At 56.7% G+C, this 22,668-nt stretch carries 26 protein-coding genes and 1 tRNA gene; 11 read left to right on the top strand and 16 right to left on the bottom strand.

Annotated features, from left to right (window positions below; all coding sequences use genetic code 11):
* Window positions 1-5: 5 nt before the first annotated feature.
* Both AAEZ03_RS14720 and AAEZ03_RS14725 read left to right on the top strand, forming a co-directional pair.
* Window positions 6-1,208: an MFS transporter gene (locus AAEZ03_RS14720; RefSeq protein ID WP_123750216.1), complete on the top strand. Its 1,203-nt coding sequence runs from the start codon at window positions 6-8 to the stop codon at window positions 1,206-1,208.
* Between the two features lie 97 nt (window positions 1,209-1,305).
* Entirely contained in the window at window positions 1,306-1,602 is a 297-nt protein-coding gene (locus AAEZ03_RS14725; protein ID WP_123750215.1) for a DUF6388 family protein, read from the top strand.
* A gap of 49 nt (window positions 1,603-1,651) precedes the next feature.
* Here the strand turns inward: AAEZ03_RS14725 and AAEZ03_RS14730 are convergent, their stop codons facing one another.
* The gene (locus AAEZ03_RS14730) at window positions 1,652-2,191 is read right to left on the bottom strand and encodes a DUF4142 domain-containing protein (protein ID WP_153335585.1); all 540 of its coding nucleotides are present in this window, start codon (window positions 2,189-2,191) and stop codon (window positions 1,652-1,654) included.
* Window positions 2,192-2,407: 216 nt separating this feature from the next.
* Here AAEZ03_RS14730 and AAEZ03_RS14735 point away from each other — a divergent pair, with 216 nt between their 5' ends.
* Window positions 2,408-3,283 carry a LysR substrate-binding domain-containing protein gene (locus AAEZ03_RS14735; protein ID WP_350579564.1) on the top strand — a complete coding sequence of 292 codons (876 nt, stop codon included), beginning with the start codon at window positions 2,408-2,410 and terminating at the stop codon, window positions 3,281-3,283.
* A gap of 93 nt (window positions 3,284-3,376) precedes the next feature.
* Here AAEZ03_RS14735 and AAEZ03_RS14740 read toward each other — a convergent pair whose 3' ends face one another.
* From AAEZ03_RS14740 to fae, 4 genes are all read right to left on the bottom strand, one after another.
* On the bottom strand, window positions 3,377-4,741 hold the full coding sequence (locus tag AAEZ03_RS14740) for an MFS transporter (protein WP_153329949.1): 1,365 nt from the start codon (window positions 4,739-4,741) through the stop codon (window positions 3,377-3,379).
* Between the two features lie 142 nt (window positions 4,742-4,883).
* Window positions 4,884-6,317, bottom strand: coding sequence for an NAD-dependent succinate-semialdehyde dehydrogenase (locus AAEZ03_RS14745; protein ID WP_350579567.1), 1,434 nt, complete (start codon window positions 6,315-6,317; stop codon window positions 4,884-4,886).
* Window positions 6,314-7,348 carry an aldo/keto reductase gene (locus AAEZ03_RS14750; RefSeq protein ID WP_278940738.1) on the bottom strand — a complete coding sequence of 345 codons (1,035 nt, stop codon included), beginning with the start codon at window positions 7,346-7,348 and terminating at the stop codon, window positions 6,314-6,316. The genes AAEZ03_RS14745 and AAEZ03_RS14750 overlap by 4 nt, the downstream gene beginning before the upstream one ends.
* A gap of 10 nt (window positions 7,349-7,358) precedes the next feature.
* Window positions 7,359-7,871, bottom strand: a complete 513-nt coding sequence (gene fae, locus AAEZ03_RS14755; protein WP_048368760.1) for a formaldehyde-activating enzyme — start codon at window positions 7,869-7,871, stop codon at window positions 7,359-7,361.
* On the opposite strand from fae, the gene AAEZ03_RS14760 reads away from it, so the two are divergent.
* Window positions 7,870-8,148: a hypothetical protein gene (locus AAEZ03_RS14760; RefSeq protein WP_278940737.1), complete on the top strand. Its 279-nt coding sequence runs from the start codon at window positions 7,870-7,872 to the stop codon at window positions 8,146-8,148. The genes fae and AAEZ03_RS14760 overlap by 2 nt on opposite strands.
* Before the next feature lie 80 nt (window positions 8,149-8,228).
* On the opposite strand, the gene AAEZ03_RS14765 is transcribed toward AAEZ03_RS14760, so the two are convergent.
* The 3 genes from AAEZ03_RS14765 to AAEZ03_RS14775 form a co-directional block, all read right to left on the bottom strand.
* Complete coding sequence (locus tag AAEZ03_RS14765; protein WP_350579570.1) at window positions 8,229-10,439, bottom strand: OsmC domain/YcaO domain-containing protein; 2,211 nt, start codon at window positions 10,437-10,439, stop codon at window positions 8,229-8,231.
* A 182-nt stretch (window positions 10,440-10,621) separates the two neighbouring features.
* Window positions 10,622-10,909: a type II toxin-antitoxin system Phd/YefM family antitoxin gene (locus AAEZ03_RS14770; protein ID WP_256670994.1), complete on the bottom strand. Its 288-nt coding sequence runs from the start codon at window positions 10,907-10,909 to the stop codon at window positions 10,622-10,624.
* 168 nt (window positions 10,910-11,077) lie between these two features.
* On the bottom strand, window positions 11,078-11,428 hold the full coding sequence (locus AAEZ03_RS14775) for a DUF6124 family protein (protein ID WP_350579572.1): 351 nt from the start codon (window positions 11,426-11,428) through the stop codon (window positions 11,078-11,080).
* 465 nt (window positions 11,429-11,893) lie between these two features.
* Here AAEZ03_RS14775 and AAEZ03_RS14780 point away from each other — a divergent pair, with 465 nt between their 5' ends.
* The 3 genes from AAEZ03_RS14780 (at window position 11,894) to AAEZ03_RS14790 (ending at window position 13,550) form a co-directional block, all read left to right on the top strand.
* On the top strand, window positions 11,894-12,157 hold the full coding sequence (locus AAEZ03_RS14780) for a CopG family ribbon-helix-helix protein (protein WP_048368765.1): 264 nt from the start codon (window positions 11,894-11,896) through the stop codon (window positions 12,155-12,157).
* Window positions 12,120-12,410, top strand: coding sequence for a type II toxin-antitoxin system RelE/ParE family toxin (locus AAEZ03_RS14785; protein ID WP_082158066.1), 291 nt, complete (start codon window positions 12,120-12,122; stop codon window positions 12,408-12,410). The genes AAEZ03_RS14780 and AAEZ03_RS14785 overlap by 38 nt, the downstream gene beginning before the upstream one ends.
* Window positions 12,411-12,860: 450 nt before the next feature.
* Window positions 12,861-13,550 (top strand): NYN domain-containing protein, encoded by a 690-nt coding sequence (locus tag AAEZ03_RS14790; RefSeq protein WP_123750211.1) that lies wholly within the window; start codon window positions 12,861-12,863, stop codon window positions 13,548-13,550.
* A gap of 44 nt (window positions 13,551-13,594) precedes the next feature.
* On the opposite strand, the gene AAEZ03_RS14795 is transcribed toward AAEZ03_RS14790, so the two are convergent.
* The gene (locus AAEZ03_RS14795; RefSeq protein WP_350579575.1) at window positions 13,595-14,050 is read right to left on the bottom strand and encodes a GNAT family N-acetyltransferase; all 456 of its coding nucleotides are present in this window, start codon (window positions 14,048-14,050) and stop codon (window positions 13,595-13,597) included.
* Between the two features lie 146 nt (window positions 14,051-14,196).
* A tRNA-Ser gene (locus AAEZ03_RS14800) sits at window positions 14,197-14,286 on the bottom strand.
* A gap of 118 nt (window positions 14,287-14,404) precedes the next feature.
* On the opposite strand from AAEZ03_RS14800, the gene AAEZ03_RS14805 reads away from it, so the two are divergent.
* From AAEZ03_RS14805 to AAEZ03_RS14820, 4 genes are all read left to right on the top strand, one after another.
* A complete protein-coding gene (locus AAEZ03_RS14805) occupies window positions 14,405-14,602 on the top strand; it encodes a hypothetical protein (RefSeq protein ID WP_350579577.1) in 198 nt (65 codons plus the stop codon).
* Window positions 14,595-15,284 (top strand): crotonase/enoyl-CoA hydratase family protein, encoded by a 690-nt coding sequence (locus AAEZ03_RS14810; RefSeq protein WP_350579579.1) that lies wholly within the window; start codon window positions 14,595-14,597, stop codon window positions 15,282-15,284. The genes AAEZ03_RS14805 and AAEZ03_RS14810 overlap by 8 nt, the downstream gene beginning before the upstream one ends.
* A 218-nt stretch (window positions 15,285-15,502) precedes the next feature.
* Window positions 15,503-16,285: a lysophospholipid acyltransferase family protein gene (locus AAEZ03_RS14815; RefSeq protein WP_048387816.1), complete on the top strand. Its 783-nt coding sequence runs from the start codon at window positions 15,503-15,505 to the stop codon at window positions 16,283-16,285.
* 83 nt (window positions 16,286-16,368) lie between these two features.
* The gene (locus AAEZ03_RS14820; RefSeq protein WP_048368771.1) at window positions 16,369-17,340 is read left to right on the top strand and encodes a magnesium and cobalt transport protein CorA; all 972 of its coding nucleotides are present in this window, start codon (window positions 16,369-16,371) and stop codon (window positions 17,338-17,340) included.
* Between the two features lie 88 nt (window positions 17,341-17,428).
* Here the strand turns inward: AAEZ03_RS14820 and AAEZ03_RS14825 are convergent, their stop codons facing one another.
* From AAEZ03_RS14825 to AAEZ03_RS14850, 6 genes are all read right to left on the bottom strand, one after another.
* Entirely contained in the window at window positions 17,429-18,157 is a 729-nt protein-coding gene (locus tag AAEZ03_RS14825; protein WP_282364282.1) for an amidotransferase, read from the bottom strand.
* A 601-nt stretch (window positions 18,158-18,758) separates the two neighbouring features.
* Window positions 18,759-19,100: a ribonuclease E inhibitor RraB gene (locus AAEZ03_RS14830; RefSeq protein WP_278940747.1), complete on the bottom strand. Its 342-nt coding sequence runs from the start codon at window positions 19,098-19,100 to the stop codon at window positions 18,759-18,761.
* 276 nt (window positions 19,101-19,376) lie between these two features.
* Window positions 19,377-19,982, bottom strand: coding sequence for an START domain-containing protein (locus AAEZ03_RS14835; RefSeq protein WP_153335572.1), 606 nt, complete (start codon window positions 19,980-19,982; stop codon window positions 19,377-19,379).
* Between the two features lie 47 nt (window positions 19,983-20,029).
* The gene (locus AAEZ03_RS14840; RefSeq protein ID WP_048368775.1) at window positions 20,030-20,284 is read right to left on the bottom strand and encodes a YkgJ family cysteine cluster protein; all 255 of its coding nucleotides are present in this window, start codon (window positions 20,282-20,284) and stop codon (window positions 20,030-20,032) included.
* A 141-nt stretch (window positions 20,285-20,425) separates the two neighbouring features.
* Entirely contained in the window at window positions 20,426-20,914 is a 489-nt protein-coding gene (locus tag AAEZ03_RS14845) for a translation initiation factor 2 (RefSeq protein WP_350579583.1), read from the bottom strand.
* A gap of 82 nt (window positions 20,915-20,996) precedes the next feature.
* Entirely contained in the window at window positions 20,997-22,436 is a 1,440-nt protein-coding gene (locus AAEZ03_RS14850) for an aminotransferase-like domain-containing protein (RefSeq protein WP_048368777.1), read from the bottom strand.
* Window positions 22,437-22,668 lie beyond the last annotated feature (232 nt).

Consider the following 22,668-nt stretch of genomic DNA (forward strand, 5'->3'; position numbering starts at 1 on the left):
AGTCAATGTCCGAATCACCTGCTGCCACTAAACCTTTAAGCACTGCCCTTATCCTCCTGATGGCGGTTGCCACCGGCCTTGCGGTCGCCAGCAACTACTACGCCCAACCGCTGCTGCACACCATCGCCCAAGAGCTCGGCCTGAGCATGGAAAGCGCCGGCACCGTGGTGATCACGGCGCAATTGAGTTACGGCGCGGGCCTGTTTTTGCTGGTGCCGCTGGGCGACCTGTTTGAACAGCGCCGCCTGATCGTCACCATGACCGTGCTCAGCGCGGCCGGCCTGTTGCTCAGCGCTTTTGCGCCGTCCTTGACCTGGCTGCTGATCGGCACGGCGGTCACCGGGATGTTTTCGGTGTCGGCGCAAGTGCTGGTGCCGATGGCCGCCAGCCTCACCGACCCGCAAAGCCGTGGCCGTGTAGTCGGCACGCTGATGAGCGGCTTGCTGCTGGGCATTCTGCTGGCCCGCACCGTGGCCGGGGCGCTGTCCTCGGCCGGTGACTGGCGCAGTATTTACCTGCTGGCCGCAGGCTTGATGTTTATCAGCGCCATTTCGTTGTTTTTCGCCTTGCCCAATCACCACCACAGCGCGGGCCTGAGCTACCCGAAACTGCTGGGGTCGGTGTTCAAGCTGTTTGTCGAAGAACCGGTGCTGCGCCTGCGCTCAGTGCTCGGCCTGCTGACGTTCTCGCTGTTCGCTTTGTTCTGGACACCCTTGGCGTTTCTGCTGGCCGTACCGCCTTACAACTACTCCGACGGCGTGATTGGCCTGTTTGGCCTGGCGGGCGCGGTGGGTGCCGTGGCGGCCAACTGGGCCGGGCGCATGGCCGACCGGGGCCGCGGGCAAATGGCGACCACCGTGGGCTTGCTGGTACTGCTGGCTTGCTGGCTGCCGATGGCGTTTGCCGGTCACTCGCTGATCGCCCTGCTGATTGGCGTGCTGGCGCTGGATTTTGCCGTGCAACTGGTGCACGTGAGCAATCAGAACGCGGTGTTCCAGGTGCGCCCTGCGGCACGCAATCGACTGAACGCCGGGTACATCACCTGCTACTTCATTGGCGGTGCATTGGGTTCGTTGATCGGCGCACAAACCTATCCGGTATATGGCTGGGACGGCATTGTGGTGGTCGGCGCCGTGATCGCGACCCTGGCGCTGGCCATCTGGGGCTTTATGCTGCAGCGCGAAAGCAAGCTGCAACCTGTGGGCTAATGGCGCTTTTCATCAGGGGGTGAAGTCGCTAGCATGCGAAAAACGCCCTGACGACGGTCTGCCCCCCGCAGACCGTCCTAACGATCCGAGACGCCATATGATCCCAAAAGAATCCCGTAACGAACTGGCCCTGGATACCTTCATCAAGGCGCACCCGCATCTGCTGGAAGAAATGAAAGAGCTGAGCGCCGAGGACCGCCAGCAGCAAATCTTGTGGGCCTTTGAAGACGAAGCCGAAAGCCGTGGCCTTGAGGCCTGGGAACTCGCGCTGGAACTGATCGCCCGCAGCCCCGAAGAACTCAAAGCCATGCGCCTTGAAGTGCATCAGGAAGTGGCCGAAGCCCTGGAGATGAGCTGGGAAGAGTACTGCGGCTTTAACGACATCGCTGTCTGACCTTACCTGACGTAGCGGCGCCAAACCCGCCGCTACGCCATTAGCGCTGTCACTCCGGCAATACTGCGCCATCACCTTTGTGATGTGCCGAGACCAGCCTTTTGGCCATGTCCAGGTGCATTTGCAGCTTGGGCAGGTACTTTTCGGCAAAGGCCTGAAGCTCGGGTGAGGCCGGGTCATCAATCTGCTGTTTATACAGCTCGATCGCCTCCTCGCTGGCCTTGACCTGGTTAGCCGCATAGGCGGCATCAAAGGAATCGCCTTCCTGCACTTGCAGCATCAATTTTTTGGCTTTGCTGAGAATTTCTTCTTGATCAGCGACCTTCAAGCCCTGCTTTTGCGCGATGTCTTTTAAATCGCGATTGGCATCGGTGTAGTCCTTGATCACCTCAACCGCGTAACTGCCGACGTCGGTTGAAGACGATTTACTGATCGCCATACGGCTGGTTTCAATCGCCGCAATGCCTGCCGCAGACGATTCGTCGACAAAATCTGCCGGGCTGGCAGCGACCGCGCTGCCGATCACAAACAGGGCGTAGGCCAAGGCACATCCAGCCATAAAGCGTTTAGGGGCCATCAGGGGTTTCATTGCGTCCTCCAGTAAAAGGCAGGTTTATGTCCTGCACAGAATCTGAAGGCCCATGACGGCAAAGGTTTAAATGAGATGTGGTTTTCTGACGAGTGGGGCCGTTTATCGCAGCCCGTGACAACGGCTACAATCCGCCACAGAAGTAAGAAACCTCCTACATAACAATAAGCCCGCCCTACCCTTCTGGTGTAGAAGGCCGGTGCGGAGCAAAGCGTCATGCGCCAATTGCCGTCGCTCAACACGCTGCGCGTCTTTGAAGAAGTCGCCCGGCATCGCAGTTTCAGCCAGGCGGCGTTAAGCCTTAACGTCACCCAAGGGGCTGTCAGCCGACAAATCAAGCAACTTGAAGACTACTTGGGTGTGGCGCTTTTCGTGCGCACGCCACAAGGGTTGTCGCTGACCGAAACCGGCGTGAGGTTGTCGCCGCAGTTGGCCGAGGCGTTCGATCACATGGAGCGCGCGTTGCAGGCCGTGCGCGTGCCCAATCTGCGCCAGCGTCTGCGTATTGTCGTGCCGCCCACCTGGGGCACGCGCTGGTTGTCGGCGCACTTGCGTGCGTTCTGCGAACGTTACCCGGACATCAGCCTGAGCGTGACCAACACCAGCGCTCACGACAGCCTGAGTGAAGTGGACTGCATCATCCATTGGGGCCTGGAAGCGGACAGCCATTGCAGCAGCCAGTTGCTGGTGATGGAGCGCCACATTGCCGTCGCCAGCCCGGAACTGTTCGTCAACGGCCAGCCGCCCGATGTGCGCACCCTGCCCTTGCTGCACATCCTGCACGATGGCAAACGCTTGAAGGTCTGGGAGAACTGGCTGGCAGCCATGGGCCGTGACGACGTCGATGCGGCCCGCGGGCTGGAGTTCAGCACGCTGGACCAAGTGATCCACACCGCAGTTGCCGGGGGCGGACTGGCTGTGATCGACCGCCAGATGATCGAAAAAGAATTGGCCAATGCCAGCCTGCTGCCGATTACCCCCGTGGAGGTCATCGGCCCGTATGGCTATTGGCTGAACGTGGCGCATGACAAACAAGGCTTGTCGAAAGTGCGACTGTTTACGGAATGGCTGGGGTTGGTGAGTAACCCCTAAAACAGGGATGCCTGACACGTGTAGGAGCGAGCTAGCCTCGCGATCTTTTGATTCTTAAAAGATCGCGAGGCTAGCTCGCTCCTACGGCTTGTACTAGACCGGCGCCACCACCTTGACCGCCACTGGCGCGCTTTCTTGCACAGGGCTGTGGGCCTTGCACGCCTGGCTCAGGGTCAGGGATTTGGTCTCGGGCGCCCATGCCCATGAGATCAACGCACCAAACGCCAGAATCGCCGCCAGGATGCCAATGGTCGGGCTCATGCCAATCCCCACCACGCTCACCGGCAACAGGAAGGTGCTCACCGCCGAGCCCAAGCGACTGACCGCAGTCGCCAAACCAATACCGCTGGCGCGCACTTCGGTCGGGAAGCTTTCGGCCGGGAACACGCCCACCAGGTTACTCACGGCAGACAGCACCAAGGTGAAGATGCCAAATGCCAGCACCATCAAAAACGCCGCGCTGCTGGGCAGGATCGCGAGGATCAACAACGCCACCGCCAAGATGATGAACGAGTTGATCAGGAAGCCCCGACGCGAGAATTTCACCGTGCACCAGATACCGATCAATGCGCCGACAATCAGCAGCAGGTTGAGCATCAGTTCAGTGCCAAAGCCTTCAGCCAGGCCCATGGTTTTGAGGATGGACGGCAAGAAGGTGTAGATCGCAAAGTACGGCATCACGATGCACACGAAGAACAGGCAGTTAAACGCGGTGCGTTTGCGGTATTCGCGGCTGAACAGCACGGCATAACCCGAGCGGGTTTCGCCGGACGGGACTTCATCCAGTTCGACGTTGTCGCCCAGATGCTTTTTGACAATGGCCCGCGCCTCGGCAATGCGCCCCTGATTGACCAGCCAGCGCGGCGACTCCGGGGTGCCGATGCGGGCGATCAGAATCAAACCCGCCGGGATCGCCGAGGACGCCAGCATCCAGCGCCAAGCGTCATCGCCCAAACCGAGCATGGCGGTGCCCACAAAGGTGGCCGCCACGTAGCCAAAGGTCCAGATCACGCTGAACGAACCGAGCATCACGCCGCGATGTTTTTTGGGGGCAAACTCGGCCAGCATGGCGTGACCCACACTGAAGTCACCGCCCAGGCCGATGCCGATCAAAACCCGGCACAAAAACAGCCCCATCGCCGTTTCGGCGTAGAACTGCATGACCGACGCCACGGTGATCAGCACAAAGCTGACCAGGAAAATCTTCTGCCGACCGACCTTGTCGGAAATCCAGCCAAAGAACAGGCTGCCGAGAAACAGCCCGATCAGCGCTGAAGCACCGATCAACCCCTGCCAGAACGCATCCAGATGCATTTGTGGGCTGATCAGGGTAAAGGCGATGCCAATCAAACCCAGGATGTAGCCGTCTGTGAAGTGGGCGCCAAAGGTCAGCCCGGCGATTTTAAGGTGAAAGCGCCCGATGGGCAGGTCGTCGATTTTTACAGGTTGAGCGGACATGTTCGTCTCCAATTTTTTTTATTGACGGAGAAACCGATTGCTCTAGCTTTTCTTTGGATGGCTTGTGTGAGAGCGGGCTTGCTCGTGAAAGCGACAGATCGCCTTCGCGAGCAAGCTCATTCCTACAGAGGTAGTGCCGGGCTCAAAGACCGCCCATCAACAGGTACTTCAGTTCCAGGTAATCATCCAGGCCGTATTTGGAACCTTCACGGCCCAGGCCCGACTCTTTGATGCCGCCAAACGGTGCAACTTCCGTCGAGATAATCCCTTCGTTGATCCCGACCATACCGGCTTCCAGCCCTTCGGCCATGCGCCACACCCGGCCAATGTCACGGCTGTAGAAGTAAGCCGAGAGCCCGAACGGTGTGTCGTTGGCCAGCGCCAGCACTTGGGCTTCATCCGTGAAGCGAAAGCACGCCGCCACGGGGCCAAAGGTTTCTTCCTGGGCGATCAGCATGTCGTTGCTGGCCTCCGTCAGAATGGTCGGCTCAAAAAAGGTCCCGCCGAGGGCGTGGCGACGACCGCCGCACAACACCTTGGCGCCCTTCTCGACAGCATCACCGACATGGGCCTCGACCTTGGCCAACGCTTGCGCATTGATCAACGGGCCTTGCTCGGTGTCACCTTGCAGGGCATCACCGACGCGCATGGCCGCGACGGCTTCGGCCAACTTGGCGGTGAAAGCGTCGTACACGCCGTCTTGAATAAAGAAGCGGTTAACACAGACGCAGGTTTGCCCGGTGTTACGGAATTTGGAAGCCATGGCGCCTTTGACGGCTGCGTCCAGATCGGCATCGTCAAACACGATAAACGGTGCGTTGCCGCCCAGCTCCAGCGAGACTTTTTTCAGCGTGTCTGCCGCCTGGCGCATCAGCAGTTTGCCGGTGCGGGTGGAGCCGGTGAACGACAGTTTGCGCACAATGCTGGACGCTTGCAGCGCCCCGCCGATGGCCACGGCGTCCCCTGAAACGATGTTGAACACACCGGCCGGGATCCCCGCCTGTTCCGCCAGGACGGCCAGGGCAAAGGCCGACAGCGGGGTTTCTTCCGACGGTTTGAGGACCATGGTGCAACCGGCTGCCAGCGCCGGACCGACCTTGCGGGTGACCATCGCCAGCGGGAAGTTCCAAGGCGTAATGGCCGCCACCACACCAATGGCTTCCTTGACCACAATGATCCGCGCATCCGCCTTGTGGCTCGGGATCACGTCGCCATACGCACGCTTGGCTTCTTCGGCAAACCACTCCAGAAAGCTCGCGGCATACACTACTTCGCCCATGGCCTCGGCCAGCGGCTTGCCTTGTTCGCGGCTGAGCAGAGTGGCCAGGCCCTTCTGGTTGCTCAACATCAGTTCGCCCCAGCGCTTGAGGCGCTGGCTGCGCTCTTTAGCGGTCAACTTGCGCCAGGCCGGCAAGGCGCGATTGGCCGCATCAATGGCCAGTTCTGTTTCTTCAGCGCCAGCCTTTTGCACGTTGGCGACCAAATCGCCCGTGGCCGGGTTGAGCACCGGGTAAGTCGGGCCACCGCTGGACCATTGGCCATCGATGAAATTGCCGTGACGGATCAGCGCGCTCATGCCACCGCCTCCGTCAGGGTGAAGCGTTCGTGGGCCGGGCGGGCCGAGCGCAGGATGCGCTTACCGGCGGTGTAATCATTGATCACGTCGCACGGGGTGTAATTGCGCTCCAGTTCGTACAGTTCATCGGCATCGAGCTTGGTTTCGAGTGCAGCCAGGGCGCTGTCGAACTGCGCCGTGGTGTCAGCCCCCACCAGCATGCAATCGACACCCGGATGGTTGGCGACCCACGCCTGGGCGATTTGGGCATTGGACACACCCCGGGCACGCGCTACACGCTGCACCGAATGGGCGATTTGCCAAGACGCCTCGTCGCTGTACATCTGTTGCGTAAAGAAGTCGGTCTGGTTGCGCGTCGATTGCGCATCGCCGGTCAACAGGCCACGGGCCAGCGGGCTGAACACCGAGACGCCAAGGCCCTGATCACGGCAGAACGGGATCATCTCGCGCTCTTCTTCGCGGTAGGCGCAGTTCAATTGCAACTGCATGTTGATCGGTTTGACCCAACCGTTGCGCTCACAGGCCATGAGGATCTTCGCCAACTGCCCGGTGAGCATGGTCGAGACGCCGATGTAGCGGGCTTTGCCGGAGCGCACGATGTCGTTCATGGCGCTCATGGTTTCTTCAACCGGGGTGTTCACATCGAAGTAATGCAGCATGAACACGTCAACGTAATCCATGTTCAGACGCTTAAGGGAGGCGTCGATGCTGTCCATGATGTGCTTGCGCGAATGGCCGCTGGCATTGATCCCGGTGCGGGTGCCGTAACCCACCTTGGTGGTGATAACCAGGTCTTCACGACGGGCCAGGCGCTTGACGATACGGCCGACCACTTCTTCACCCACGCCAGCCGAGTAAAAGTCCGCCAGATCGATGAAGTTGACCCCGTTATCCAAGGCGTGCGCGACAATCGGCTCGCTTTGCTTTTCATCGAAAATCCACGGCTTCCAGTCCGGGGTGCCCATGTTCATGGTGCCCAGACACAGGCGGGAGACTTCAAGGCCGGAGTTGCCCAAACGAATGTATTGCATGGCGCAGACCTCAGGCTTTTGGCGTGTAGAAAGGGTTGGAAATGTGCTCGACCACGTCCGCCAGTTGCGAGGTGTACGGCAGGCCGGTCAGCGCTGCACGAATCGCCGTGCGGCAAGCGTTGTAGTTGTTCAGGTACACCGCATCCAGGTCATCACACGCCGGGTTGACCCAGTTGGCGGTGACGATGGCCCACTCGTCTTCGGCTTCCGGTGGCAAGGTGCCGTCCAGCAGCGCTTCGAGTACCGCCTTGGCGATCCCGGCCTGGGACGCGCCCCACGTCGCGTTGCCATGCAGGTCACTGCTGATCTCGGCTTTGTTGACGTACAGGGTCATCGGCTTGACCGGGATGTTGGGTTGCGCAATCACCATGAACGGGCAATGCCCTTGGCTCGGCGACGCCAGGCTGTTGGCGAAGGCCTGACCTGCCGGGCCGTTGCGCGGCCCGATCAAAATGTTGATGTGCGCGGCGTTCACGCCAGGGCCTTCGAAACCTTCACCGATGTACAGGTCGAGTGCTTTCATGAGTCATTACTCTTTGGACGATGCGTTATTGTGGGATCAGTCGTGCAGGCCGGTCGGACGACAGGCAAGGCGAACAGGGACAGTCAAAGAGCGCAGCGCAGGGCTGGCGAGAAGGGATTCAGTCATGGTTGCAGCGCTCTTTTTTGTTGTGGTTGAGCTGTTGCTGCAATTTTTAGCACTCGCGCAGGCGCGGGCTGTAACCATTAAAAGTCATGGGGGTATGCGTTTAGGTCATAGCCTGCTGGCCATGGAATGCAGGAAGGAAGGCGGGGGATGAAAGAGGATGAAAATGGGTAGGAGCGAGCGATCTTTTAAAGATCAAAAGATCGCGAGGCAAGCTCGCTCCTACCGTCGGGATTACAGCGAAATGCCAGCTGCCTTGGCCCGCGCTGCGTGCAGTTTTTTGTAGCTGTCGATCAGGCGCAAGTGCCGGTCCAGACCTTCCAGCTTCATGCTGGTCGGGGTCAGACCATAGAAGCGCACGCTGCCGTCAGCCGAGCCGATGGCGGCGTCCATGCGCTCGTTGCCGAACATGCGACGGAAGTTGACTTCGTAGTCTTCCAGCTCCAGATCTTCGTCCAGGTACATCTCCAGCACCGCATTCACGGCTTGGTAGAACAAGCCACGCTCAACGGTGTTGTCGTTGTACTGCAAGAACATTTCGACCGCCTCTTTCGCCTCTTCGTATTGCTGCAAGGCGAGGTAGATCAGCAGTTTCAACTCCAGAATGGTCAACTGGCCCCACGCGGTGTTGTCGTCGAACTCGATGCCGATCAAGGTCGTGATGTCGGTGTAATCGTCCAGCTCACTTTCCACCAGACGCTCAACCAGATCTTTGAGCGCCGCCTCATCCAGACTGTGCAGGTTGAGGATGTCTTCGCGGAAGAACAGCGCCTTGTTGGTGTTGTCCCAGATCAGGTCATCCACCGGGTAAATCTCTGAGTAATCCGGCACCAGAATGCGGCACGCCTTGGCGCCGAGGTGCTCGTAGACCGCCATGTACACTTCTTTGCCCATGCCTTCGAGAATCCCGAACAAGGTCGCGGCCTCGTCGGCATTGGCGTTTTCGCCCTGGCTGGTGAAGTCCCACTCAACAAATTCGTACTCCGCCTTGGCACTGAAAAAGCGCCACGACACCACACCGCTGGAGTCAATAAAGTGCTCGACGAAGTTGTTCGGCTCGGTCACCGCGTGGCCCGCAAAGGTAGGCTGCGGCAAATCGTTGAGGCCTTCAAAACTGCGGCCTTGCAGCAGCTCGGTGAGGCTGCGTTCCAGTGCCACTTCAAGGCTTGGGTGAGCGCCAAACGAGGCGAACACACCGCCGGTGCGCGGGTTCATCAGGGTTACGCACATTACCGGGAACTCACCGCCCAGCGACGCGTCCTTCACCAATACCGGAAAGCCCTGCTCTTCCAGCGCCTGAATGCCCGCCAGAATGCCCGGATATTTCGCCAGCACCTCGGCCGGTACGTCTGGCAGCGCGAACTCGCCTTCGATGATTTCGCGTTTGACGGCCCGCTCGAAAATCTCCGACAAGCACTGCACTTGCGCTTCAGCCAGGGTGTTACCGGCACTCATGCCGTTGCTGAGGTACAGGTTTTCGATCAAGTTGGACGGGAAATACACCACCTCGCCGTCCGACTGACGCACGAACGGCAGTGAGCAAATGCCGCGCTCTTCATTGCCGGAGTTGGTGTCGATCAGGTGTGAACCGCGCAACTCGCCATCGCGGTTGTAGATTTTGCGGCAGTAGGCGTCGAGGATCTCAGTGGGCAGCTCATCTTTGCGCCCCGGCTTGAACCAGCGCTCTTCCGGGTAATGCACAAACGGCGCATTGGCGATCTCTTCGCCCCAGAACTGATCGTTGTAGAAGAAGTTGCAGTTAAGACGCTCGATAAACTCGCCCAGCGCCGAGGCCAACGCGCCCTCTTTGGTCGCGCCCTTGCCGTTGGTGAAACACATCGGCGATTGCGCATCGCGGATATGCAGCGACCAGACATTCGGCACGATATTGCGCCACGAAGCGATTTCGATCTTCATGCCCAAGTCGGCCAAAATGCCCGACATATTGGCGATGGTCTGCTCCAGCGGCAGGTCCTTGCCCGCGATAAACGTGCCACCCGAAGCGGCAGAACTCGACGCCGGCATCAACAACGCCTGAGCATCGGCGTCGAGGTTTTCGACCTCTTCAATCACAAACTCAGGCCCGGCCTGCACCACCTTCTTCACCGTGCAGCGGTCGATGGAACGCAAAATGCCCTGGCGATCCTTCTCGGAAATATCGGCGGGCAGCTCGACCTGAATTTTAAAAATCTGGTTGTAGCGGTTTTCCGGGTCAACAATATTGTTCTGCGACAGACGAATATTCTCGGTCGCAATATTGCGCGTCTGGCAGTACAGCTTCACAAAATAAGCCGCGCACAACGCCGACGACGCCAGAAAATAATCGAATGGACCCGGCGCCGAACCATCGCCCTTGTAGCGGATAGGTTGATCGGCCACCACCGTGAAATCATCGAACTTGGCTTCAAGTCGAAGGTTGTCGAGAAAGTTGACCTTAATTTCCATGAGGGAATTACCAGAATAACGGGCTAAAAATATGGGCGCCATTATCCGATTTTTCAGCCGGAAGTCCCGCCCTTTTCCCAAATGCCTGCCAGGCCACCGTTTTGTAGGGCGAGCTGGTGTTGTGATGTTTTGGTCTTAAAGGTCAGGGGAAGTGACTCGACGGGAGGTGTTTTCAGCTCCCCTCAGGCCTTGCCCTCAAACAGATCCATAATTTCAGCATCCAGGCCGTCCGAAGCATCGATATTGAATGTCACCCCCGGCAGCATTCCGCGTCGCGCGCGGGCGGTAATGGGAACGAGCTTGGCCACAGGTTTACCAGATTTGGAGATGATGATTGTTTCTCCGCCTGCAGCTGCATCAACAAGCTGCGAAAAATGCTTTTTCGCTGCATAGATTGTATGAGTTTGCATGTCGCTTCCTCCCAGTGGTTTGTTAATGCCGAAAGGCTGACCCACCTGATGGCCAAACATAACGCACAACCTGTTCTCTATCAGCGCATTCCAACACGCCCGAGGTTCTATCCCCCCCACGGGAACTGTTGGAGGTAACAGAGCCGGATTTTAAAGTGATCTGCCAAGGGCATACAAAAGACCGCAACAACAGAAGTGACGCGCCTGCTGCACTCAGGCGCGTGCTGCTTAGTGCGTAGTTAAACCGTCCAGCGATTTGTCTACATACGCTTTGGCCAGCTCCACCAAATGCATGACCGACAACACCAGATGGCGCGGGTGCCCGCTCAAGCCATTCCCCGCCTCACTCGCCGAAGCACCCGCGCAGCGCAACAAGTCTGACGCTTGGGCCAAAGCCGCTTCTAAATTGACGCTGTCCGGGATGGCATACGTGGCCTGATCCACGTGCCGTGGAGGCTTATGGTTGAGCAGGTAGTAATCGAGGGCGCGATCCGTGGCGGCACGGTCTAACGACAATGCATCGCACTGAGCAGCATCTTGCAGGGGTAAAACGGGGGGATCGGGGACAATCTTCTTCATGGGTACAACTCCCAGGGTCTCTTAAGGAGCTGTCACTTATCGCTACTAAACGAATGGGTGGCAGCCGTACGCAGGTTAGTAGACCGGTGCCCCAGGAACCCGGCGCGCCACAAGGGCGCCCTGCGCACGGCCACCATAAAACGCTGGCCGAAAAAAAGCGCCTCGCGGAGGTGGCGCCTTGCGCCTGGGGGAACACGGGCTACTAAACCCGACCGCTGATTTTCAGCGATAGGCCGAGACTATTCCCCGAACTGCACAGGCACAAGCGAATGGAAGTTTCTAGGATGTTTCACCGGATTGAAAGGGAAGCGTCGTACGAAACGGCTGATTTTGAGCCTGTACGCTAACCGTGAAACAGCGTTGCGTTCGTCTGAAGTCAACACACGCTACTGTTCTAACGATTGCTCAGGGTTTACAGTTTTGGAATTCGTATACGGTGTATACATTTGAACTTAGGAGCCAATCATGGCATCGCCTGTGTTGTCATTCCGTGTTGAAGAAGGATTGGTCGAACAACTTGACCAGCTTTCACAAGCCACTGATCGCGACCGCCAGTACCACCTCAAACGTGCGTTGGCCCGTTACATTGAGGCCGAGTCCTGGCACATCAAAGCCATTGCCGAAGGCATAGCCGACGCCGACGCGGGCAAATTGACCGATCTCAGCACCATCAAAGCCAAGTGGGTGGACCGTGCCAAACATCGCACTGACAGACAAAGCGAGCAGTGATCTTGACTCGATTCACGAATATTACGAGTCACGCTTAGGCGCTGCTGCAGCGGATGCCGTGCTTGGCCAGATCATCGAAACACTGGAGCAACTGCAAACGTTTACCGGCCTCGGACGCCCTTCACAGACGCCCGATGTTCGGGAGCTGATTCTGGGCAAATTCCCGTTTATTGCACCGTACCGGCTGATGAATAGCGAAGTGCAGGTATTGCGTATTCTTCACCAGAGGACTGAGCGGCCAGATGATTGGTAAGGCTGCTACGGCTTTGGAAGGGTTAAAAATCAAAAAGCCAGGTTGACCGGAACAAGTGAACGGATATTTCCAAGATATTTCGCCAGATTGAAAGAGAAGCGTCGTACGAAACGGCTGATTGTGTGCCTGTAAGCTACAGCGGGTAAATCATGGTGAGGCGCAGGTGCTGCCGACCCGTCATCAGAGATAAAACCGGCCTGAACTTGGGTGTACTGTGGACCTGGAACTTATAAAGACTGATTTCTTGGGCTGGCATAAAGCCGTAACGTCGCAGGCTAAGTGCGCTTCAGCAGTGCAGACACAGCAGCACATCGCTGTAGTTGACATCTGCAAAATCTATGGCAAGATCCACGCACTACTCAGCCCCGTACGCAGCGATTCAGTTCGCTGGCCGTTGGGGCGAAAAAACCGACTTAGCGTCGGTTTTTTCGTTTTTAAGGGCTGACTATCTTGAGAACTGCGTGCTTTGTCGACGGTTACAACCTGTTTTATGGCCTGCTTGCAGGCACAGAGTACAAGTGGCTCGATCTTCCAGCACTGTTGGCGCACATTCTGCGCATTGAGAATCCTGACAACGTATTGGCCACCGTCAGCTTTTTCACTTCCGGTGTAAAACCCTCTCTTGCCAGTCGCGGCATCCTTTCAAAAGAAGCCCAAGACAGTTATTTGCGTGCCTTGATCGCACGCGGGGTCAGCGTTACTTACGGACGTCACCAATTAGAATCTGGCAAGGCTCCACGTTTCGTCGACAAGAACACACCAGCATCCAGACTTGATCAGGTCGCTATCTGGAAACTTGAAGAAAAACAAACAGACGTTCATATCGCTATCAGTATGTACAGGCTTGCAACTCGCCAAGCGGGCTTGATGCCCCACGAGCGAATCCAGCAGCTTGTATTGGTTTCTGCAGACACGGACATGACCCCTGCCTTGCAAGCGCTGCGAGAAGACTTCCCAGCCCTGCGAATAGGGGTGATTTTACCGCACCGTGAAGGTATCAAACGGACAGCACCGGGCTCTCTCAAGGCCTATTCGCACTGGATGCGTCACCTCGTAACCACGCAAGAACTTGCCAACCATCAATTTCCCACTCGTGTGCCGACGCTCAAAAAACCAGCCACTAAACCTGCGTATTGGTAATTTTTTGGGGAGTTACGCACAACCTGCTCGATGAACGAACTGGACTAACCCGCAAGCGGCTTTTCCATAATGATGGTGCGCTCAGCCCCATAAAATTCGTCCCGGATTGTTTGATAACCCAACGCCGCGTAAAAGCTCTGCGCGGTAATCGACGATGGCACTCGTAAAGCGCCAACACCAGCGCTGACAGCGGTCGCGTGAATGACATCCATCAACAATCGGCCGATACCTCGACCTTGGTGGGCAGGATCAACGAAAACACTTCTAACCACACTACCGTCGAGGCTTGCAGTGCCGGCAATAGTCTCGCCCAGCAAGGCTACGAAAACCTTGCGCTTGCCGAGCAGTGCGCTGACAGCTTCAGGGGCAAAGCTGCGCTCAACCTGAGCAATGATGTCAGGCGAATAATCCTGTGAATTGGTGCCACGCAGAGCGGCGATTACAACACGGCTTATCGCAGCTGAATCGTCCAGGGTTGCGGAGCGAATCTGACAGTCCATTTGGAAACCTCGATCGTTAACGATCCAGCTTAGCTCAAGGCAATGCGCCTTCACCTAAGGCTAACCCTCAAACCATTTTCCAGACGCCAAAAACCACAAACCCCCGACTTTCTCTTCGAAAATCAGGGGTCTGTGTTTACTTAATGTGGCGGTGAAGGAGAGATTCGAACTCTCGATACAATTTCTTGTATACACACTTTCCAGGCGTGCTCCTTAAGCCACTCGGACACTTCACCGTATCTCTTCAAACATGTTCTGTCTGTCGAGGCGCGCTAATGTAGTCGAAAGCTTTCGATATGACAAATGTTTTTTTCAGAATTTTCATGCGCTTACGGGTTTTGCTGGTTTTTTGGCATGAGCGGACCCGGCGATTCTGCCATTTTCAAGCCTTGGCACCGCAGCGCCAGCACGTTGAAGCTCAGGCACGCTTGCGTCTATATAGAAGGTGCGGGGCTTTTGGCTGACTGGTCAGTCAGTCACAGCGCTTTACCTGCGCCGTGGGGCTGGGTAACGTCTGACTCACTTAAATACAAGGAATTGCGCCATGAGTGACTTGATTGCTTATCACCTGGAAGACGGTATCGCGACGCTGACGCTGAGCAATGGCAAGGTGAATGCTATTTCTCCGCAGGTGATCACTGCCTTTAACGCGGCGCTGGACCAGGCTGAGTTGGATCGTGCAGTGGTGATTATCACTGGCCAGCCAGGGATTCTGTCGGGCGGTTATGACTTGAAGGTGATGACGTCCGGTCCTGAGCAGGCGATTGAGTTGGTCAGGCAGGGCTCGACGTTGGCGCGTCGTTTGTTGGCGCACCCGTTCCCGGTGGTGGTTGCGTGCCCGGGGCATGCGGTGGCCAAAGGCGCATTCTTGCTGCTGTCGGTTGATTACCGAATAGGCGTCGAAGGCCCGTTCAGTATTGGTCTGAACGAGGTGCAAATCGGCATGACCATGCACCACGCCGGTATCGAGTTGGCCCGCGACCGCTTGCGCAAGTCGGCTTTCCATCGCTCGGTAATCAACGGTGAGATGTTTAACCCGATCTCCGCGGTCGATGCTGGCTTCCTGGACCAGGTGGTCAAGCCTGAAGAGCTGCACGCCACAGCGCTCGAAGTGGCTCGCCAGTTGAAGAAGATCAATATGAAGGCACACAAGAACACCAAACTTAAAGTGCGCAAAGAACTCCTGGAAACCCTCGACAAGGCAATCGAGCTGGACCAACACCACGCGCTCTGACCTTATCGCTTGATCGGTATCCCGATTGCACGGTGCAGTCGGGATGCCTCCCTCCCCCACGCCTCACCGCAGTAGCGTCAGCACCTCTGGCTGGCACTTATCAGCCTTTGTTGAAACATATGCTTAAACATCAGCAATCTCCTGCGTGTATCGGGGTAATTGCCGTTTACAGTGCACGTCCGTACACTGCGCCACCTTTTGTTTTGATGAGCCTGTAAATGCTACTTTCGTTTCGCATGGTGTTGATGAGTGTGCATTTTGTGGTTGCGGGTGTTCTCGGCGTGCTGCTGGGCATGTGTCGCCCTTTCAATCCTGATAACAGTCGGCTATGCGCACGGCTGTATGCGTGGCCTTCAAAATGGATTTTGGGCTACAAGCTCAAGACTGAAGTCGGCCCGCTGATGGACAAGCCACAAAGCTGCGTAGTCATCGCCAATCATCAATCCAACTACGATCTGTTTGTGTTCGGCAACGTCGTGCCGCGCCGTACGGTGTGCATTGGTAAAAAGAGCCTGAAATGGGTACCGCTGTTCGGCCAGTTGTTCTGGTTGGCGGGCAATGTGCTGATCGACCGTGGCAACGCGCAAAAAGCACGCAAATCAATGCTGACCACGACACGCACCTTGCAGGAAAAAGACACGTCGATCTGGGTCTTCCCGGAAGGCACGCGCAACTTGGGCAAGTCGTTGCTGCCGTTCAAAAAGGGCGCGTTCCTGATGGCGATTACTGCCGGTGTGCCAATTGTGCCGGTGTGCGTCAGTACGTATAGCCAGCACCTCAAGCTCAACCGCTGGCACAGTGCCGATATTCTGATCCGCTCCTTGCCTGCCATTCCTACGGCGGGTTTGACCCAAGACGACCTGCCACGGCTGATGGAGCAGTGCCGCGAGCAGATGCTCGCCTGCATCGAGGCCATGGACCGCGAGCTGCTGGCTCAGCATAAGCTGCCTCAGCCTGCACTCCCCGCCCGCAAAACAACGGCGTCTAACCCGAACGTCTGAACGTTTGTCACGTCAAAGTGGTTGATTGCACGCTAAGCTGCACCTTCGTGCCATAACCCTTTGATGAAGAAGCGATTAGAACTATGGGGAGAGTTGTTGCTGCTGCGGTGTACAGCGAAGGCAAAAAGGTTACCGATATTACGCTGGACGAAGGGAGCGACTGGGCTGCAAAGCCCGGCCACTTCGTCTGGATCGGCCTGGAGCAGCCCAACGCACAAGAGCTGAGCAATTTGCAGCGCCAGTTCAATCTGCATGAACTGGCCATCGAAGACGCCTTGGAGCAACACAGCCGGCCAAAGCTCGAAACCTTTGGCGACGCACTGTTTATTGTCACGTACTCGCCGATTCGCCATGAAGGCAAATTAGAGTTCGTTGAAACGCATATCTTTGCCGGCAATGGCTACATCATTACCAGCCGCAATGGCCATTCCGCCTCATACCGCTCTGTGCGCCAACGCTGCGAGGCCCGCCCGCTGCTGCTGGAGCACGGCGAAGACTTTGTGCTGTATGCCTTGCTGGACTTTGTGACCGAGAGCTATCAGCCCGTCAGTGAAGCCATTCACGCCGAGATCGAGCAGCTGGAGCGCACGATCATGGGCAATACGCTGAATGAAGCCGACATCGTCAAACTTCATGATTTGCGCCGTGATGTGCTGCGATTGCGGCGCTATGTGGCGCCCATGGTTGAAGTCAGCGAAGAGCTTCAACGCCTCGACTTCCCGTTTATCGACAAGAACATGCGCCCGTATTTTCGCGATGTGCAAATTCATGTCACCCGGCAGATGGAAGACCTGACCACCCTGCGCGACATCGCCAGCCAAACCATTGAAATCGTGGTGCTGCTGGAGTCGTCTCGGCAAAGCATCGTGCAGCGCAAATTCGCCGCCTGGGCAGCCATCCTGGCGTTCCCTACGGCGGTGGCGGGCATTTACGGGATGAACTTCCAAAACATGCCGGAACTGACCTGGCATTACGGCTATTTCGGCGTGCTGGGGTTTATTGCGGTGGGCGTGACGGGGCTATGGACAAGCTTCAAGCGTTCGGGCTGGTTGTAGAAATCGAAAAAACTGTAGGAGCGAGCTTGCCTCGCGATCTTTTAGAAGATCAAAAGATCGCGAGCAAGCTCGCTCCTACAGATCCGTGTCAGGCCGACTCAGCCGTGGGTTTGTTCGCCACAAAGCGCATCATCCACTCGGCAACAGTCTTGCCATGGTGGTCATGTTCGAGACTGGCGATGCCTTTGTTGTAAACCTGTTCGCCCAAATGCTCCTGGCGCAGGTCGAGCAAGGCCCGGGAATAGTCGTGAATGAACTCAGGGTGGCCCTGGAAGCACAGCACTTGGTCATTGATGTGATAAGCCGCAAACGGGCAAAACTCGCTGGAGGCCACCACTGTGGCGTTTTCCGGCAAAGAGGTGACTTGATCCTGATGGCTGATCAACAGTGTCAGGTCTTCAACCACAGGGCTCATCCACGGTGCCTTGGCTGCCAATGTGTATTGATGGGTGCCCACGCCCCAGCCTTTGGTCGCCCGCTCACTCTTGCCACCCAGCAATAGCGCCAGCAATTGGTGGCCGAAGCAGACACCCAACAGCTTGTCACCCCGTTCATAACGCGTCAGCAGGTACTCTTTAAGGGTTTGAATCCAGGGATCGGTACCAAAAGAGTCGGCCTTGCTGCCGGTCACCAGGTAGGCGTCGAACACTTCATCATCCGACGGGTATTCGCCATTCACCACGTTGTAGATGGTGAACTCTGCAGGAATGGGCTGCTGGGAGAACAGACGCTTGAACATCTGCCCGTAGCCTTGGTAGTGATCAATAAATTCAGGACGCAGGATGTCCGTTTCCAAAATGCAGATGCGTAGCGACATAAAAATACCTGGCACGATAAAGGCGAAAATAATGACGACAACTCGCTAGAGCCTGCCCTGAAACAGCAATTGATGGCAAGTACTGCGCGTACTGAAACCTTGGACAATCACCCACCGCTCACAATGTGCAGGCAAAATTAGTTCCCGGACGAACGGTAGGTGACTAATGATTTTAAACATCAGGGGGTCGATTGCGTCTAGCAACGGCCTCGCAGGGCATACACAAATTGTCTAATAGCGTTTTAAAAACTTATTGCGCTTGGATGATTTGAAAAGGTTCTAAGCCGCGTGTTATGCGGCCTCTAAGGTTAAGCCTGTCAACGGGCAAGACGCTTTCCAAGGATATGAGCCCTTACCGTGGAGCAATGCAATTCAGGAATAACAAAAAAAGGCAGGTCGCCATGTTCAAACACACGAAAATACGTCAAGCCGGGCTTATCCTCTTCGCTACAACTTTGCTGTTGATTTTGCCGAACCTGACCAAGGTCATCGGCTAAGGTGTCGCTTTTGTGTGCGAGTCCTCGGCACTTAAACGATCTCAATCCACAGAAACCAAAACGGCTAGCCCCAAGGCTAGCCGTTTTTACATCCGCAACTGACGTCAGTTCAGCAGGCCACGCACCTCCTGCTTGACGCCCCAGCCTTCAACAATGCCACCCAGCGGCGTTACAACCGCCTCGAAGTTCTGCTCGAAATCTCCAATACCGCCATATGTCGCGTGCATCACCTTGCTTAACTCAAGGTGCCAGGCGCCGTCCTCACCCACATTGATCTGGGCATTCAAGGACTCACCACAAAATTTGCCTGCTGCTCTGCGCGCCCGCTCCTCATCCGGGAAGATTGCGTAAAACTCAATGGGATGGATACGTGCAAAATCAAAACCGCCTTCTTTCATGCGGCGCAGCACAAAGCTGCTGAGGTCTTCTTGATGGGCTGTGCTCATGAAACGTCCTCCTCGCAATGGATAGACATTCAGCGCTCTCGTCACACCAGCAGATGTGCCGGAGCAGAGAGAATAAGCATGTAGCGAACAAGATCAGAGCCAGTCGAATACTTCGCTGGTCTGGGTGCAGAGTAGACCTGACGGATAATCTCTGCCAAGGGGGAAATTTAAATTTTGTGCATTTAAATGAATGACCTTCACACTCAAAAACACAGAGCACGGCACCTGGACAGATGCGCTGTCCAGGATCAGCCCTATGGCCGCAAGGGCCGCGTGTTACTTCTCAGCGCGCTCTTTGAGCCCCTGAAGGGTTTTGAACGGTGCATCCACCACGAACTTGTTGGCAATGAGGGCCGGGACGCTGCCACCTGGCTCGGTGTGCACCTGGTAGGTGACTTCAGTCAGGTTGTCGCCTTTAGGGACCAGCTTCCAGAAACCGTCCACCTGAGCCACCCGCACGAAGCCTTTTTCTTCAGGCTGATAGGTCGGTACGCCTTTGAGGGTACGGGTCAGCGTGCCGTCCGGGGCAACCGATGAGGTGACCTCCAGAATCGAGTCACGCGGGGTTACAGGCCACGGCGTATTGAATTGGGTGTAAGTCCAGCTCTTGTCACCTTCGTGCTTGAGCAGCTTCTGGGTTTTGCATTCGTGAATCCAGGCACACGCCCCCGCCACGTCTTCTTGCAGGCCCTGAATTTTGGCCAGCGGCGCCTTGATCAGGGTCACACCCTGGTAGGCCTTGTAAGCGGAGCCCGGCACTTCACTCAATGAGACTTTGATGCCGTCTTCGTTTTTCGCCACTTTCCAGTCTTCTGCCTGAGCCGCGCCCACCAGCAGAACACTCAAACCACACGCCATTGCCACTCGATGTAACGAACCCATTGTCTTATTCCTTATTGTTAAAGGTCTGTTCACTGAACACGAATGCACTAAGCCGCCGTCACCTGTTCCCACCAACCAATCAGGTTGATGGCCTCTTGCTGACTGCTGCCGCATACCTCGATGTCAGCCTTGAACGCGCCGCACACGGCGGGACGCTCTGGTTGGCCGAACAAACCACACAAGTAATCGACAGACAGATGCAGGCAGCGTTCCCCCGCGGGTTTGCCATCAGGCATGCCAGGGATCGGTGTACTGATGGAGGGTGCTATACAACAAGCGCCACAGCCTTCACGGCAATTCATGACGTTAGCTCCTCGTTAGGGGCAAAGTGCATTGATGACAAGGGATAGTACTCGCTGGAACGGGCGTTTGAAATTGACCGTTCAGCAGAATATCAGTGACTGATTAGTCAGTTTAGAAGTCCGTTTTCGACGCTGGGGCACTTATTGTTTGAATTCAAAATCGAGCGCGGCACCATCGATTTCATTCTGTCGCGCCTCGTTACGTAACTGCAGGCCCATTTCATTGCTCAGCAGGCGGCCGTTCAATTGGAAAGGGCTTTCCTCGGCCTGTTTTTCAACAAACATATTGGGCAGCAACGGTTTGTGCGCAGGCATGGGAACTGCGCCTAAAGGGCGCAATTGCCGAACCATCTCGGGCGGCAAGCTCAGATCAACTTTGCTGCTCGGCACACGCTTTTTGGTGGCCTTCGCAGGTGATTTGGGTTTCGCAGACGGCGTTTTCTTGGCCGGTGCCTTTTGCGCTTTGGCCGCAGGCTTGGCCGGGGTATGAGCAGCTTTAGGCTGGGCAGTGACTGTTTCGGGTGCCGACGGGTTCGCTGGCGCAGCTATCGCGCCAAACGCAGTCAACACGCCTGCCGACACGAGTCCTACACAATATGTCGCTCTCATAACTCCCACGGTTTTCTTCATTCAGGCACGCATGCTCGCGCTTTAAGCCGGCCGAGACAAGCCGAATGTAACCAAATGGCCATACCGCGCAGCGTTTACCCTTTTAATAGAGGCCTGCGGTCTCCTGGCACAATTGATTGGCAAGCATGCCCAACGTCATCAGTGCCCGCTCGGCTTCTTTGTTCCAAGGAGTGCCACAGTTGAGCCGGATGCAGTGATTAAACTGCTCGGTGTTACTGAAAATCAGCCCCGGCGCAATACTGATGCCCTGCTGCAAGGCACGCACGTGCAGCTCTTGGGTGTTCACCCGGCCCGGCAAACTGACCCACAAAATAAACCCGCCACTGGGGCGCGACATCTGGGTGCCTTCCGGGAAGTACTGCTGAACGGCCAGCTGGAATGCGCTGAGGTTTTTCCGGTATTCCTGCCGGATGTAGCGTAAATGGCGGTCGTAACCGCCGTTTTCAAGGTAAGCCGCCACCCCCATTTGCGTCACGCTGCACGCCGAATGGGTGGTGAACGTTTGCAGGCGCTGGATTTCCTGCTGATATTTCCCCGCAATCATCCAGCCGATTCGTACGCCCGGTGACAAGGTTTTAGAGAAACTCGAGCAATAGATCACGCGATCGAGGCGATCGTAGGCTTTCAACGCTTTGGTGCGCCCCACCTCAAACATCAGTTCGCCATAGATATCATCTTCAACGATCTGGATATCGAAATCTGACGCCAGGCGCAGCAGGTGTTTTTGCCGCTCTTCCGGCATGGTGCCACCCAGCGGGTTGCTCAAGCGCGTGGTGAGTACCAGCGCTTTGATCGACCACTGATTAGCCGCCAATTGCAGGGCTTCAAGGCTCATGCCGGTGGCTGGGTCGCTGGGGATCTCGATGACTTTCAAGCCCAGCAAATCGGCCAGTTGCAACAAGCCGTAATAGGTTGGCGATTCAGCGGCGATCAAGTCACCCGGACGGGTCAGCGCCCGTAATGACATTTGCAGGGCATCCACACAGCCGTGGGTGATGATCACCTCCGAAGGGTCGACCACCACGCCAGCATCCCGCATACGGATCGCCACCTGACGGCGCAACGGCTCAAAGCCGGGGCTGAACATGTAACTGAAGGCACGCGGGCTATGAAAACGGGTGACCTTGGCCAACTGCTGGTGCAGCGCGCGCACGGGCAAGTAATCGACGCTCGGCACCGCAGCACCCAGCGGAAACACGCCCTCGCGCCGCGACTCGACCAACACCTGCTGAATGATGCTGCTGCGTGTCACCAGACCTGGGCGCTCAACACGCGCGATGTCCGGTGTGGGCGCCGTCAGGGCCGGGGTTTGGTGCACGTAATAACCGGATTGCGGACGCGCCCGGATCAAGCCTTGGTCTTCAAGATTGGCGTAGGCCTGCAACACCGTCGCATGGCTCACATTCAGCTGTGAGCTCATTTTGCGCACCGAGGGCACACGCTCCCCCGGCTGGTAGACGCCACGCCGGATATCCTCAGCCAGTTGCTGAGCAATACGTTGATAAAGCAAAAGGTTGGTCATGGCGCGGCACTCGATGTTCAGGCATTTTTTTTATAGGAAGCATTTTTGTGACGAACAATACCGGAACAGTTTAGAAGTGTACGGGCACAGTTGCCACTATTCTGAGCCGTACAGTGCAGACCGCGGGTTAACTGTATGGGTGAGCGGCAAAGAACCTGCAGGAGCGAGCTTGCCTCGCGATCTTTTGATCGTTTAACAGATCGCAAGACAAGATGAGTTTTTACCTAAGCTA

The sequence above is a fragment of the Pseudomonas sp. HY2-MNA-CIBAN-0224 genome (assembly GCF_040310285.1).
Lineage (GTDB): Bacteria > Pseudomonadota > Gammaproteobacteria > Pseudomonadales > Pseudomonadaceae > Aquipseudomonas > Aquipseudomonas helleri.